This window comes from Pseudochelatococcus sp. G4_1912 (genome assembly GCF_047501465.1).
Taxonomy (GTDB): Bacteria; Pseudomonadota; Alphaproteobacteria; order Rhizobiales; family Beijerinckiaceae; genus Pseudochelatococcus.
This window is the reverse complement of sequence record NZ_JAZDRL010000002.1, coordinates 1,031,498-1,046,099: the sequence shown is the minus strand read 5'-3', so window position 1 is coordinate 1,046,099 and position 14,602 is coordinate 1,031,498. Positions and strand designations below refer to the sequence as shown.

The window sequence follows — 14,602 nt, the reverse complement described above, 5'->3', positions numbered from 1 at the left end:
GATACGTCGCGCTCTCGCAGGGGCGCTTAAACATGTCGCCGCATAAGCAGACAGGAGAATCTCTGTGGCAAGCAGCAATGCAACTCCATCAGCCAAGCAGCTAACATTGCTAGGTTTTTTTGCCATTACCGCTTCAATGGTGATGGCCGTTTATGAATATCCCACATTCGCCACTTCCGGCTTTAGTCTTGTATTCTTCCTACTGCTGGGCGGCTTGCTCTGGTTCATCCCTGTCGGCCTGTGCGCGGCAGAAATGGCAACTGTTGAGGGTTGGGAAGAAGGCGGTGTCTTCGCCTGGGTTTCGAATACACTTGGTGAGCGCTGGGGGTTCGCGGCAATCTCGTTTGCATACCTGCAGATCGCTATCGGCTTTATTCCGATGCTGTATTTCGTGCTGGGATCACTGTCATACATCCTGTCGTGGCCCGCACTTAACAATGACCCCATGACCAAGACGATTGGCGCGCTGGTTGTTTTGTGGGTGCTAGCTTTCACGCAGTTTGGCGGTACGAAATATACGGCGCAGATTGCAAAGCTCGGCTTCTTCTTCGGCATTCTCTTGCCAGCACTCATTTTGATGGCACTTGCTGTCATTCATGTGGTAAGCGGCGCGGAGTTGCAGATCGCCTTCAATGCAGAGACCTTCTTCCCTGATTTTACCAAGATCGGCACGATGGTTGTTTTCGTGGCTTTCATCCTGAGCTACATGGGCGTTGAAGCTTCTGCGACCCACGTCAACGAGATGAAAAACCCTGGCCGCGATTATCCAATGGCCATGTTCCTGCTGATGATTGCTGCGATTGGTTTAAGCTCCATTGGGGGGCTTTCGGTCGCATCAGTCATTCCGCACAGCGAGATCAACCTGAGTGCCGGTGTTGTGCAGACCTTCCAGGTTCTCATCATGAGCCATGGTGCAGATCTTGAATGGGCTGTGCGCCTCATCGCGGCATTGCTGGCGCTGGGTGTATTGGCGGAGATTGCCTCCTGGATCACGGGGCCATCGCGCGGAATGTACGTCACCGCACGCAATGGCATTCTGCCGGCTGTTGCCGCCAAGGTGAACAAGGCTGGTGTGCCTGTTTCAATGGTGATTTTCCAGTTGATCATCACCTCGGTGGCGTTGGTTGTGTTCACCAACTCCAGCGGCGGCGGTAATATGTCGTTTCTGATCGCAATGGCGCTGACAGTGGTGCTCTATCTGATCACCTACTTCCTGCTGTTCCTTGGCTACATCAACCTTGTGCTGAAGCATCAGGATAAGAAGCGCTCATTCCGGATACCGGGCGGTACGGGCTTCCGTATTCTCGTGCCAATGGTTGGCTTTATCATCTCACTGCTTGCATTTGTCATTTCATTCTTTCCGCCAAGCGGCCTGCCTGGTGGCGAAAGCAACGAAGCCTACGTGATGCTGCTGGTGGTGAGCTTTGTAATCGTGCTTTCGATTCCGTTTATCATCTACGCCTTGCATGACAAGCGCGGCAAGAAGATGAATGCAACGCTCATTCCGATCACTTCCGAGAATGCGCCGGCTGGCCACTTTTCCATCCGTCCAGTGGCGCGTGCTACGCATCATATCATTCCGGATAGTGGCGCCTCGTAACTAAAAATCGGTGGGGCCGCTTTGAAAGGAGCGGCCCTACTTTAAAAGTACCAGGCTAAACCGAGCATCGACACTTCCAGAGTAGCGTCAAATATGTGACCACTGGCATCATAAGCAACGTGCAGCCCTCGTGGGATTGAAAACACATCTCATGCCAATCATCTTCGTCAGACTGTAAGAGTGTTCTTGTACACCTGCCCATCCTTCATGATGAGCTTCATGTTTTTGTCTGGATCGGCAATCAGGAAAACATCCTCAAGAGGATTGCCATCAATCACAAGGATATCCGCAAGTGCGCCCGGCTCGATTACGCCGATCGGCCCTTTATAGGGAGAGCGCAATCCGGACATGGCAAGCAACTCACCGTTGTTGCGGGTTGCCATCATCAGCGCGCCGTCATTGCCAAGCCACTTAGCCGTTTTTGCCAGCTGTCGCCCTTGCGATTTCGTGCCCTGCGGGTTGAACAGAATATCCGTGCCCCAGGCCATTTTGGCTTTGTGCTTCTGCGCCAAACCAAATGAACGCACGGTTCCTTCCGCTATTTCCTTTTGCATGGCTCTTTGCTCAGGCAAGTTTAGCGGGTTTGAATCCTCATCTGCCAGAAACGGCTGAATGCTCCACCACGCATCGGCATCGACCATACGGACAACCGTTTCCTCATCGGCAAGCTGGCCATGTTCAATGCACTGCACGCCGCCATCGAGCGCCCGCTGAATACCAGCAGACGTGTATACATGCGCGCAGACATAAGTGCCCCAGTCAGAGGCCGCTTGCACGGCTGCGCGGATTTCGGCGGGCGTGAACTGGATGCTATAGAGAGGGTCGTAAAGCGAAGCGACGCCACCACCTACCATAATCTTGACTTGGCTCGCACCCAGCATCAGCTGCTCACGCGTGCTGCGCAAGACAGAATCAGCGCCATCTGCAATGGCAGAAATTCCCGCTTTTTCAGATGCACTCAGGCCCATTTCCATTGAATGGGGCAGCTCATTGCGAAAACGAAAATCGCCATGTCCCGAAGTCTGGGAGATCATGGCGCCAGAAGGGAAAATACGTGGTCCAGGCAGACGGTTCTCGTCAATCGCCCGCTTGAGTGAAAATGAGGGCCCGCCCGTATCGCGGATCGTGGTAAAGCCCCGCATCAGCGTGCGCTCGGCCTCCTCAGCCGCCACAAGATGGATATAAGGTACATCCGCCGTCATCGCGACAGCCTGCGGAATAGCTGCAAGGATCGAGTGCCAATGGGCATCAATCAGCCCAGGCATAACCGTGCCACCGCGACAATCAATGGCTTCAGCATCCGTTACATTTTCTGCTGCCTGTATCAGAGCCTTGATGCGGTTGCCCTCAATCAGGACGTTCTGCCCCTCGACAAGCTTGCCGGATTTACCATCAAAGATACGGGCGTTTTTCAAAAGCACTTTTTTATCAGGCGCTTGTGTTGCAGGTGTGGCTGCCGCTGCCAGCCCCGCTGAGGCAAACGTTGCAGCAATCCCGCCCAATACCGAACGTCTAGAGACAGCCTTGTTCACGCGGTCGCAGATAGCGGTGACCTCTGCGCTATGACAAACACAGCCAAAGCCATGCATCAAATACTGATACTTGCTGGGAAGAGCGCGCAATGGTGCCTCCTTGAAAATGTGTCAGGGAGGCTTTGCCTCAGGGAGCCTTGGCGTTCAGCAGCACATCAGTCGCATCCAGCATGTTAAGCTTTGCCACCTCAGCCAATGGCACCAGTTTGACATCCTTCATGCCCGCAAGGCGGCCAAGATCAAACTTGATGAAGTTGATATTGTCATACGAGCGAATAAACAGCTGATTGAGACCAAGATCCGTCAGCGACGTCCAGGACGTATATTCAGTGCTGAACTCGCTGGGGTTTTCTTCCTCAATACCATCAAACTCCAGCCCGCCACCATTGCGCGCATCAATCGTAATGCCTTTGGGACGATCAAAGTTATTCAGGATGTGACCAAGCCCGACAATGGCTTTATCCGGCGTAACAGCTTGAGCAAAGTTCGAGTAGTAAACAGCGCGCACAAAGCGTCCAACCGAGGTGTTGGAAGCGGGCAGACCTGCTGTCGCAATACCTGAATCGGGTTGCGAAACAGTCAGATTGCCAAATTTACCAACTGACTTATCGATATTCGTCAGGAAAGTATAATTGTTCAGATTGGTGATGTGCCAGGAAAATTCCGGCCCATTCGTCATCACCCCTACGGGGTTATCATAGATGTTCAGCTTGCCATTGGAGAACTCGATCACGATCGATGCACCGGATCGATCATGCACGACAAAATGGAAGGGCGTCTGCGCGCCGTGCAATGCGGCTAATGGTGTGAGCAAAACAGGTTGCTGTTCCAGCGCAGTTTTAACCGCACTCGCTGTATCGAACTGCGATAGCACCCATGCACCAAGATCAATAGCTGCGAGCGCGGCTTTGGTCTTGGCAAAGTTATCTGCAGGACCATTTGCGCCCGCATAAGCCAGCACACTGAACGTCAACCCGGCCCCATTCAACCCCTCGACGATCTTAAGATCGTTGACCGATCCATTTGGCACTGTGACTGCCAGAATATCATACTTTGACTGCACATTAAGCGGCGCATGCCCCTCAATAGCTGATGTGAAGGCGCGCCCCCTGGGCAGGAATGACACAAGATAGGGCAATTCAATCGACAGTTCGAGCGTACGCCCGGCATAGGCCCCACCGGATGTGTCACGAAACATCAGGGAGGTGCACGCCAGCATGAGGCTGTCGCCGAAAAAGTTTCCCAGACCATCAGCAACCATCGGGAGCAATGTTGAGGTCATAGACATGGCGTGTGTATCCCTAAGATGATTGAAACCGTGGCTGAGATGCTAGCCAAAACCCATCTGCCGATCAACGATAAATACTCAAGCTTAATCACTTGCCGAAGCATGGATATTTTCACTGCACAGGTAGAAACGGCAGGCTGTTGGTTGAAGTAAGGCTACCTGTCATGAATGCCAGATTGGCAGCAGTGATCAGCGATGCTGCGTGTGCATCGGCCTGTGCCAAACGCGCGTCGAGAAGCCCGCTATTGGCTTCGGTTACCACTGTTAAGGTTCCAACACCGTTTTTATAGGCATCAATAGCAGCATCGTAGGTGATGGCTGCAGCCTTCAATAAAGCAGTCGCCGCTTTGTGAGACTCAAGCGCTGTGCGCAGAGCGTTTGAGGCAACCACAATTTCAGTCACAGCGGCCAATTGCGTCTTGCGGAAAACCTGCTCGCTTGCTGAGGCTTGTGCTTGCGCATTCTTCAATTGGGCAGCTCTTAACCCGCTATCATAAATCGGCATGGTGGCCCCCACCAGAAAGCCCATGCCGGTCGCCTGATTGCCAATAGTCGGAAGACCGCTGGCATTGAAGCCGGTTGAGGATTTTGTCACCCCGCCCGCAACAAATACTTTTGGCATGAACTCAGCCTCTGCGGCTGCAATGCCAGACTGGCTTGCTTTCAGCGCTGCATAGCTCGCAATCACATCCGGACGGCGCGACAATGCGGCTTTGATCATGTTGTCGGTTGTTGCATCAACCTTGGCTGGTAAATTGCGCTTTGTGGCGCCATTAATCTTTATCTTTACGGTGGCATTGATGCCCATCGCGGCCAGCACAGCCTGATATGCATCACGCGCTTGCCCTTCGGCTTTCACGAGCCGCAACTCGGATTGCGCAACCAACTGACGCGCTTGCGCAACTTCAACAGTTGTTGCGCGCCCATTTGCAAGCCGCGCCTCGACTGCACTTCTGATCTCACGAGAATTTCGCAAAGTATGATGGGCAATATCCAGCGCAGATGTTGCTGCACCATAGAGGTAATACGCATTGGCAACATCAAAAATAAGCTTCTGATGTGATGCATTGAACATCACATTCGCAGCATAAGATACCTCGCGCGCCGCACCTGCAACGGCCTGCCGCTGGCCAAAATCAAACAGCAACCATTGCAGCGCGAGAGAGGGAGAAACCCCGCTTAATGTTGCATTGAGCTGACGCTCTCCAGCTATGGGCAAATCAACAGGTGTCGAGGCCTTTTGCCGCCCTCCGATTACATTGGCTGTAATCATCGGCAGATAGGTTGCCTCCACCATTCCCACAGCCAGCGCAGCCTGCCGCGCATGCTCCCACGCAATGCGGGTTGCAGGATTGCCGCGCTGGGCAATATCAATCAGTTCCGCCAGTCCATAAGAACGCTTGGTATCGATTGTTACATTATCATGTAGCTGCGAAAGAGCCGGATCAGCAGGTAAGCTGAAGTCAACCGCGCCACCTGTCGTCTGCTGATTGCCGGGCTTCCACGGCTGATCCGGAGCTGTGGGCGCAAGCTTCATGGCATCGGTTGCGCAGGCTGTCAGCGCAAGGCAGGCAAGCACAGCCATCGTTGAAAGGCGCAGCCTGCGCAGCCCTGATCCGAGTGCATATTTCATGCCTCTTTCCCTGCTATTAGCTGCTCCATGCGCTCCAGGCTCATGGTGTGTGATTCTGGTGAGGCTTCAGGCACATCGGTACCACAAGCATCTGAGGCTGTGACTTTTTCGGCCAGTCGAGTCAAGGGCAATGACAGATATGACAGGTCTTCTTGCGAGAAGTATATTTCCTTATCCAGAGAAGCCACCTGTTCGGCAATTTCCTGCAGATTGTTTCCTATAGTTTTTGCAGGCTGCAAGGCTTTAGGCTCAAATGACATCAGTTGGAAATTCCGGCTGACTGCATCAAGCTGTGTTTCAATATCAGCCACCTGCGCCACCATTGCACCACGCTTATCAGGACGTGTTGATGCAAGCACAGCAAGTCCCTTCAGCGCCTTCGACAAACTGGTGCGGATGGAGCTCTCCACAGTTACCGGCCAGATCATCGTGGAGACGAAATAAATCGCCAGATTACCCACGAGAATGCCGATGATACGATCACGCGCTGTATCCGTATCAATGGTTGGAGCAAAGCCCTGCAAAATAGTGAGATAAAACGCCAGACCTATCTGCACGCCCGCATAGGCAATCCGCTCATCGCCACTGGAAACCCACGCCGCAATGCACGTCACTGCAAACAGCAGCAGCATGAGATGCCCGATAGAATCCATATGCGGCATCAGAAACATAATTGAACTTATGCCAAGTGCAGCGCCAATCAGACAGCCGCCAATGCGCAGGCATAGCTTGTGAATGGTCTCTCCCGCTGTCCCCAATGAGGCGACATAACAGGTGATCATCGCTGTATGGATACCCTGCCAGTTAATCCCCGCATAGAAAACGTAACACAGCATGGCTGCCAGCGTCGTTTTAAGGGCAAAGCCTTGATATCTGGGGTTTGTCAGGGCATCAGGCGCAAAGAAGGTATCCTTGGGGGCAGCAGCAAAGTCAGCCTCAACATTGCCAGCCATCGTCGCCAACGCATGGTGAATACCCCGCTCGGTAGCGCTTGAACCTTCACGCATAGCCTGTGGCTGTGGCATCGCGTTGCCAGCATCCAGTGCATCGATAGCGGCTGAAATCTCCGCCCCCAGTACGGCACGCGTAGCATCGGATATTTCCGCAGGCAGTGCCCGCGCAGCAAGCAAAAGCTGGTAAGAGGCCAGAACATCAACCTCTATCTGCCGCAACGCATCGCGAGATGTCAGATGCAATAGGCGCACAAACATAATGCGCTTATTTGCCTCATCATTTCCCTGATGCAAAAGCTCCCGTACCCGCTCTTGAGCATCTTGCGAATTGGCAAGCACCACATCGCGCGCAGCCACGAGCCTCTGACGCATCCCCTCCCTTAGCAGGGACACAGTCGATCGCCCAAAGCAGAGGTTGAAAGCCGCCATCACAATCATGGGCATGATGGCCATTTCCCATGCATATCGCAGGCCGGTAGAGATCACACCGCCAATCGGCACCTGGTTCACCAGCGAGAGCACGAAAGCAATGATCAGCGCAACAATGCCCCCCGCTTCGCCAAGCTTGCTGGCAGCACCAATGAACAGAAAGACAATTGAAACGCCCGTCATCACAAGCAGACGCAGCAATGGCGATTCCACGCTCCACTGCAGGATTGGCACAATCATGGCGACAAGCAGCGTGATCGCAAAGGCCGCCGCAATGGGAATGATGGTGTTTTCTGAACCATCAGCCTTCATAAGAAAGATAATCAGGTAGCAACTGATAGCCGATTCCGGGATCTGAAACATCATGGCGATTGTTACCGCCAGCGTGCAGATAGCCGCAGTGCGCCATGTGGTGCCCGCGCGCCCAGGGAATGGCGCAAGGTCCAACACGATCTGCCGCAGCATGCTCATGTTTGGGATATCAGCATTGCTTGCCATGCTTGACCATTACCACTGCCGAACCTCCCACACGGGTGAGATCCTCAGGCGGGTTATTCAGTTTGATCCGCACCGGAAAGCGCTGCTCGATCCGCACCCAGTTGAGCGATTTGGGGACATAGGGCAGATTGCGCGGAATGTTGATCAACTCTTCAGATGTTACCCCCCAGCCGATACTTTCAACACGCCCCTGAATAGGGATAGAGCGGTTAGCGAGTATATGAACTGTCGCGCAATCGCCAATCGCAATCCTGTCCAGCTCCGTCTCCATAAAACTTGCAGAAGCATACCAGTTTTCTGTATCGATCAGCGTGAATACCGATTGCCCTGGTATGATGATTTGTCCCGTAGCAATCGTTAGTCCAACAACCAAACCATCATGGGGCGCCAGCACGTCGGTGTTGTCCAGATTGCGTTGCGCCAACGCCAACGCCGCTTGGCGCGCCTCAACCAGTGCCTGTGCTCCATCAATCGTATTCACCAAAGAATCAGCAGCCTTTGCTTGCTTGAATGCCTGATTTAGGCTGACCTGTGCATCATCACGCAAGGTTCTGGCATCATCCACTTGCTGCCGCGTGACATAACCCTTGGGTAGCAGCGCCGTAAGACGTTTCAGCGTTTCCTCAGCAAGGGCCAGGTTGGATTTTGCGCGCTGTATCTGCTGGTTGGCGATTTGTGCATTACTTTGTTCGGCAGCGATGGTCCGCTGCTGGGTCTCGCGGGCGGCTTCCGCAATTTTTAAATCTGCCGCCGTTTGCTCCACAAGCAAACGGAAGGGCTCTGGATCCACCTTAAACAGCAAATCGCCCCGCTTAACACGACCGTTTTCCTTAACATTGATCTCAACGATACGGCCCGGCACCGTAGATGCGATATTGACAGTATTGGCCATAATCACTGCATCTTCCGACAGCGGATTATTCCGAGCTTTCCGCATATAAGCTAGCCCGAGAACGATCGCCGCAGCTATAATACCAATCCCCAATAGTGAGGCAAACAAGCCGGGTCTTTTTCTTGCATAAGCAGAGCCGCTCATGTTTATCGTCCATAAATCAAAAGCGCGAGAGCAAAGGCAATTCCTGCCGCCAAGCTGATGTAAACCACAAGTCGGAATGGCATCTGGTCATCAACACCTGTGCGCACAAAAATAAGACGTACAACGAGAGCACCAACAATCCCCACGGCAAGGTAAGCTAACCACGAAGGGAAATACGCGCCGAATAGAGGGAAAGAAGGGCTTGGTTGAGAAGAACAACCAGCAACTGCGAGCGAAGAAAACACAGCGAACCATCGAGAGAAAACGACCTGATGCATCACAAATATCATTCTCCTCGCACATAGATCAACGTGATATAACTTTTCATCATTGTATGCAGAAATATTTAATAATTTAAGCATATGTATAAAATTCGCCATTTCAATTTTTTAAATTAACGTAATAAAATTAATCACCTGCCATATCCTTAAAAGCCTTGGAAGATTCTCCAGCTTGCCCAAACGCACTCTAGAGATATACGACAACAATATACAACAATATAATGAGCGCCCCAAAAGTATTATAATATTAAATAGGGTAAGGGCACGCCTCAAACCGTCTGTCAGCAGGCAAAAATTTGAGTAACATAAAACCTTATTAGCGCCCTCTTATATAGAGGACTGACCGCCTGACGCCCAATGCACTTCCATGACATTACTTCTGCAGGTTAGTCCAGCCTGACTTCATCCCACTCTTGAATGCTACTGGACTTGTAATGCTTTAGCGCCTGCCATTTGTCACGTACCCCAGAACGTAGACCGTATCGCTGATATCGTTGGGGAAGACTCTCGCCGAATGCTGCTGAGATACCAGCACGAGAATAGCATTCTCTAAATCGCTGATTTTAAATGTATCAAGACTGTGAAAAAAGTGATGGCTGGGGCGGGAGGACACTAATCCGACCTCCTCTTAAGCCCATGAAGCCCTTATATTTAAGGGTTTTAAGGCGTTGACGTGGGCTACCAGTTTGGGCTACCAGTGGGCTACTGGGAAAATTAGAAGGCATCCCACTGCATGGCTTATCATGACACGCGATACCTCAAGAAGCACGGCAATCAGTGGGTTGTTGTCGTCAAGGTTCCTGATCGTCTCCGACAGGTTGTCGGCAAGGCGCATCTAAAGCACCCACTGCACACTGACAGCCTTGCGCTAGCAAACCATCAAAAGCATCGTATTGTAGCGGATATGAAGGATCAGCTAGCCAAGGCAGAGAAAAACTTGCGATCCAAATCTCGCAACTCCGTACCTCCACTGATTCAAGAAGCCCTCGACTGGCGGCAACATATTTCTGCCGAAGACGAAGACCCTACAAGCTTTGAGACATTTCAAGATGAAGGTGGGAATGATATTGAGATTCCTCTTAACCTATCCCGTGACCTTTTGGCTGACAGGGCAGAGGAGATTGAGCGTCGGGACGGAGAAGACAAGGCCAAAGCTTTTGTCAATATTGCTACTGGGAGCGCAACTCCGCTTATAGCTGTTGTCGATAAATGGCTCGCCGAGAAGGTTATGAAGCCACGACAGATGATCGACTATCGCCGAGCTGTCTCCAAATTTGACAGATGGCTGGCGGAGTCCAAGCTACCCGTCACAGTAGAAAAGATCACACGCAGGATAGCAGGACGGTACGTTACAGCGGCTTTCGTTGAGACTGAGGCAAACCCAAGAACTGCAAACAAAGACATCTCTTGTCTTTCGTCACTCTGGAAGTGGCTGGAAATCAAGGAATACGTTTCCGCCAACATCTGGACCAGACAGTCTCTTGAGGAGCCAGAGCCAACTAAGGCAACGGCCAAGCGCCCCTACACCGAGAGTGAGATTGAAGCTCTATTCAAGGGCAACCCCAGCCCTTTGCTGAGGGACTTCATGGCTATTGCTGCTCTCTCTGGAATGCGTATTGAGGAGATTGCGCGGTTGACTGTTGAGGAGGTAGCTGGCGGGTGGTTTGACATTACCATTGCAAAGACTTCTGCCGGTATCCGCAAGGTGCCCATTCACTCAGCCTTGCAGGAAATCATTGATAGACGAACAAAGGGCAAGGAGCCAACCAGCCCCCTATTCCCTGAATTACCAGTCCCACAAGAGGGCAGCGCAGTTGAGCGCTCCCAAAAGGTTGTGAAGCAGTTCACCAACTACAGGCGCAAGATCGGCGTAGATGACGTGCCCAAAGGTGCCCGACAGAGCCGCGTAGACTTTCACAGTCTTCGCCGTTGGTTCATCACAAAAGCTGAGCAGGCAGGGCAACAACCGCATTTTATAGAGGCGCTGGTGGGCCATAAACGGCTTGGCATGTCGCTTGGAAAGTATTCTGCAGGGCCACTAAAGGAGCAGTTAAGAGCTGTTGTGGAGTCCGTAAGGTTACCCTTCAGCGGCTTAGATGACAAAATTTCAGCAGATAGTTCAAGCCCTATTATCTTGCTATGATATATCTGCAGGATGATATGTATACTAAGCTGGAGGAACTATGGGCGAAGCAAAGCGTCGAGTCGCTTTCAGGGGGACTGCTCCTAAACTAATCGGGCGTGGTTTGTTGTTTCCTAGTCTCCTTCAACCAAAGGGGCTAAGTGGCCTTACCACAACGAAAATCCCTGAAGAGGAGCTTCAGTCTGGGGTCCTTTATTGGGATAAAATTGCGTGCCCCACCAATAACCTCGTGCATGTTGCTCTTCCAGAAGAGGAACTGCTCATGCGAGAAGAGGTACTCATTCGCCCACGTAGTATTGGTGTCGGAAGCTTCGACATACCTCAAATTCTGCACCTTGCCACCGAAACCCAGGTGAGGAGCTTTGCGATGCTTGAAAAGGAGCGGCCGGGTTATTGGTGCCTCACAGCCGCACCTCCCGAAGAGTTGGCGCATACTTCGCAATTCGAGGCGGGTCGCTCAGCCTTGGTACAACTTGTAGGTGGCCTTCCGTTACCCCCGCCCGGCACCAGAATGGAGAGTATTCTAGAATTTAAGTTGAATCGCCGCTCCGAGCTAGAGAAACTCCGATCTAAGTTAGACAAATTATATGTCACTATCACACAGAGTGACGACAAAGATATGGCGATTAGAGTCATTGAAAGTGAGGTTGATCAGGCCATCGCTGATCTACTAAAGACATCGCGAGAGTGGTGGAAGTATATTAATCTCGCTGATGTGAAGACTCTTGTTAGCTTGGGAGCTGCTGCCGCCGGTCAATTTTTTGGTCTGTCAACTGCTATGGGAGCATCGACCAGCATTGTCGGTGGCGTGGGCGCTTTCATTTCCATTACAAATGGCGTAAACGCAAAACTCAAGGCAGATCGGTCTTCACCTTATTGGTATGCCGTTGAAGTCAAGAGGAAGCTTGCATGATGCAACAATTGACTAACAAACACTCAGTCAAGCTGGCGACTATAGAGGATTCGTCTCACTGTTCTAGCTATTGTGAGGATCAGAGCGAATGAGTGCGATAATGGAGGCCTTGAAGCAGTTTGAGGCCACTGAGGCGAACCTCGCCAAACTCGAAAGACTCTGGAGCGAGTTGCAGGACCTGTTCCCGCGCGGTCTCTCTTTCGGAGCGCAGCCAGAATATCAAGATCGCTGCCGGTCGTTCCTACAAGTGCTACGCGCTCTCCCTGCAATTGATGGCTGGAAACCCGACGTAACTCCTCCAGATGCGGAAAGCATTGGAGCAATTCGATTTGATTTAATGGAACTTGGAGATCCTCTCGCAGAGATGCAGTTAGAGAATAGCCTATGGGCAGGTGGTGACCAAATAAGCGAGTATCGCTTTCGGTTCGATCAAAAGCGCCGCGCACTCATTAGAGATGAACTGATTAACCTTATAGCACAGTTTGACACGGCGCTTCGCGAAGTACGCCATACATTCGGGGAGCCGCAACGTGGTCAAAAACTATCTGGTAGTCTTTGGGATACCCTGTGCAATTGCCTTGATCAAATTGAAGTTCTACTTGGTAGCAGCATGCAGAAGCCCAATTCATGGAGCAATCTCAAGCGTCATCTGAAATTCGCTGAATGCCAAGACTTACACGATATCGAGCAGTTTGACTGGCCGAATGTGAAAAGAGGCTTAGAGCAAGGGCTTTATGGTGAAAATGAACCGCTTCCGGTTTCGGCTATTGATTTAGCAGACCTCGTTGCAGCAAAGCCACGAGGCCCTGTTACCGTTCAATTGCAATGGAGCAATCTAACTGCCGATGGTTTTGAGCGACTATTGTTCACGCTAATTACCAATCAGGCAGGTTATGAGAACCCTGAATGGCTTATGCAAACTAAAGCCCCGGATAGAGGTCGCGATCTCTCGGTAACACGGGTAATACAAGACCCTTTGGCTGGCACTCGGCGCGAACGCGTGATTATCCAGTGTAAGCATTGGCTATCAAGGAGCGTCAGTCTTCCAGATGCTACAGTCGCAGCCGAACAAACGAAGCTCTGGGGCGCCCCAAAGGTGGACGTGCTTGTGCTCGCAACAAGCGGAAGGTTCACAACAGACGCAGTCCAATGGGTTGAGCGTCACAACTCAGAGGGTACAGTGCCTCGTATTGAAATGTGGGCCGAAAGCCACTTAGAGCATCTTCTTGCTTCTCGCCCGGCCCTTATCGCCGACTTCAAACTACGTTGAGGCCCGACTTTCGACCCAAAAGTTATTTGGCCAAAAATCTGAAAGCTCTTATTAACGGGGACGCTGTCCCGAATCCCCCCGTTACCCTGCGGCCGCACCGCACACTCACCTCCGCACCAACTAAGGTGCATATTGATAGTGCCTATAGGCGTCCCTTCTTCACTCCACCACAACGCCATGCTGATGAAATCCTTAAGCGTCCCACAGGGCAGGCTTATGCGGGACGTTCCATCATCGCGCCTCATCCGTCCCAATAGAATGCATATTGACATTCGGAACGATATAGACTCTCATGTCTATAACTTCAATGGAACGAATGAGGCCTCAGCCATGCTCATCGGATACGCTCGTACATCCACCCTCGAACAAGAAGCAGGGCTTGAGGCTCAGATACGGGACCTTCAGGCATTAGGCTGCGAGAAGGTCATCAGTGAGCAGACCTCCTCAGTGGGGCCTCGCAGGGCACTTGAAGGCCTCCTTGAGTTTGCCCGTACTGGTGACACCATTGTTGTGACTAAGCTCGACAGGCTGGCCCGTTCAGTGCCGCATATGTGGGAAATCATGAGCAGGCTACAGGAGAAGGGTGTTGACCTGCGCATCATCAATATGGGCGTGGATACCTCGACACCAACAGGCAAGCTGATGCTGAATGTGCTTGGAGGCGTGGCTCAGTTTGAACGTGAGATGATGCTTGAGCGGCAACGTGAAGGCATTGCAAAGGCGAAGGCAGACGGAAAGTACAAGGGCCGCAAGCCAACTGCACGGGCTAAAGCAGAAGACGTTATGAGCCTTAAGAATGAAGGCCTCAGTATGGGGCAAATTGCACAGCGCCTTGGTATCGGAAAAGGTTCCGTACATAGAATTATCTCAGAAGCGAAATTGCAGTTAAACAATTAACAGCATAAACACCAATAAAATCAAACTTTAAAATTAAATATCATATAAAAATTCAAGCAATTAATAATAGAAACGACACCGTAACCATTTAATTTATGAAATTTACATAATTTTATATTGATAATTTAC

General features: G+C 51.6%; 11 protein-coding genes. 5 read left to right on the top strand and 6 right to left on the bottom strand.

Annotated features, from left to right (window positions below; genetic code table 11):
* Window positions 1-64 precede the first annotated feature (64 nt).
* The gene (gene gadC, locus VRZ32_RS12020; RefSeq protein ID WP_414525958.1) at window positions 65-1,600 is read left to right on the top strand and encodes a glutamate:gamma-aminobutyrate antiporter; all 1,536 of its coding nucleotides are present in this window, start codon (window positions 65-67) and stop codon (window positions 1,598-1,600) included.
* Between the two features lie 167 nt (window positions 1,601-1,767).
* On the opposite strand, the gene VRZ32_RS12015 is transcribed toward gadC, so the two are convergent.
* From VRZ32_RS12015 to VRZ32_RS11990, 6 genes are all read right to left on the bottom strand, one after another.
* Entirely contained in the window at window positions 1,768-3,222 is a 1,455-nt protein-coding gene (locus VRZ32_RS12015) for an amidohydrolase family protein (RefSeq protein WP_414525957.1), read from the bottom strand.
* Window positions 3,223-3,259: 37 nt separating this feature from the next.
* The gene (locus VRZ32_RS12010; protein WP_414525956.1) at window positions 3,260-4,420 is read right to left on the bottom strand and encodes a linear amide C-N hydrolase; all 1,161 of its coding nucleotides are present in this window, start codon (window positions 4,418-4,420) and stop codon (window positions 3,260-3,262) included.
* Between the two features lie 112 nt (window positions 4,421-4,532).
* The gene (locus VRZ32_RS12005) at window positions 4,533-6,053 is read right to left on the bottom strand and encodes a TolC family protein (protein WP_414525955.1); all 1,521 of its coding nucleotides are present in this window, start codon (window positions 6,051-6,053) and stop codon (window positions 4,533-4,535) included.
* Entirely contained in the window at window positions 6,050-7,933 is a 1,884-nt protein-coding gene (locus tag VRZ32_RS12000) for an FUSC family protein (protein WP_414525954.1), read from the bottom strand. The genes VRZ32_RS12005 and VRZ32_RS12000 overlap by 4 nt, the downstream gene beginning before the upstream one ends.
* Window positions 7,917-8,969, bottom strand: a complete 1,053-nt coding sequence (mdtN, locus tag VRZ32_RS11995) for a multidrug transporter subunit MdtN (RefSeq protein WP_414525953.1) — start codon at window positions 8,967-8,969, stop codon at window positions 7,917-7,919. The genes VRZ32_RS12000 and mdtN overlap by 17 nt, the downstream gene beginning before the upstream one ends.
* A 2-nt stretch (window positions 8,970-8,971) precedes the next feature.
* Window positions 8,972-9,247: a YtcA family lipoprotein gene (locus VRZ32_RS11990; protein WP_414525952.1), complete on the bottom strand. Its 276-nt coding sequence runs from the start codon at window positions 9,245-9,247 to the stop codon at window positions 8,972-8,974.
* A gap of 736 nt (window positions 9,248-9,983) precedes the next feature.
* Between VRZ32_RS11990 and VRZ32_RS11985 the strand changes: the two genes are divergently transcribed.
* From VRZ32_RS11985 to VRZ32_RS11970, 4 genes are all read left to right on the top strand, one after another.
* Entirely contained in the window at window positions 9,984-11,393 is a 1,410-nt protein-coding gene (locus VRZ32_RS11985; RefSeq protein ID WP_414525951.1) for a tyrosine-type recombinase/integrase, read from the top strand.
* Between the two features lie 40 nt (window positions 11,394-11,433).
* Window positions 11,434-12,306 (top strand): DUF6236 family protein, encoded by an 873-nt coding sequence (locus tag VRZ32_RS11980; RefSeq protein ID WP_414525950.1) that lies wholly within the window; start codon window positions 11,434-11,436, stop codon window positions 12,304-12,306.
* Window positions 12,307-12,394: 88 nt separating this feature from the next.
* Complete coding sequence (locus VRZ32_RS11975) at window positions 12,395-13,576, top strand: restriction endonuclease (RefSeq protein WP_414525949.1); 1,182 nt, start codon at window positions 12,395-12,397, stop codon at window positions 13,574-13,576.
* Between the two features lie 330 nt (window positions 13,577-13,906).
* Window positions 13,907-14,473, top strand: a complete 567-nt coding sequence (locus VRZ32_RS11970) for a recombinase family protein (RefSeq protein WP_414525948.1) — start codon at window positions 13,907-13,909, stop codon at window positions 14,471-14,473.
* The last annotated feature ends 129 nt before the right edge of the window (window positions 14,474-14,602 follow it).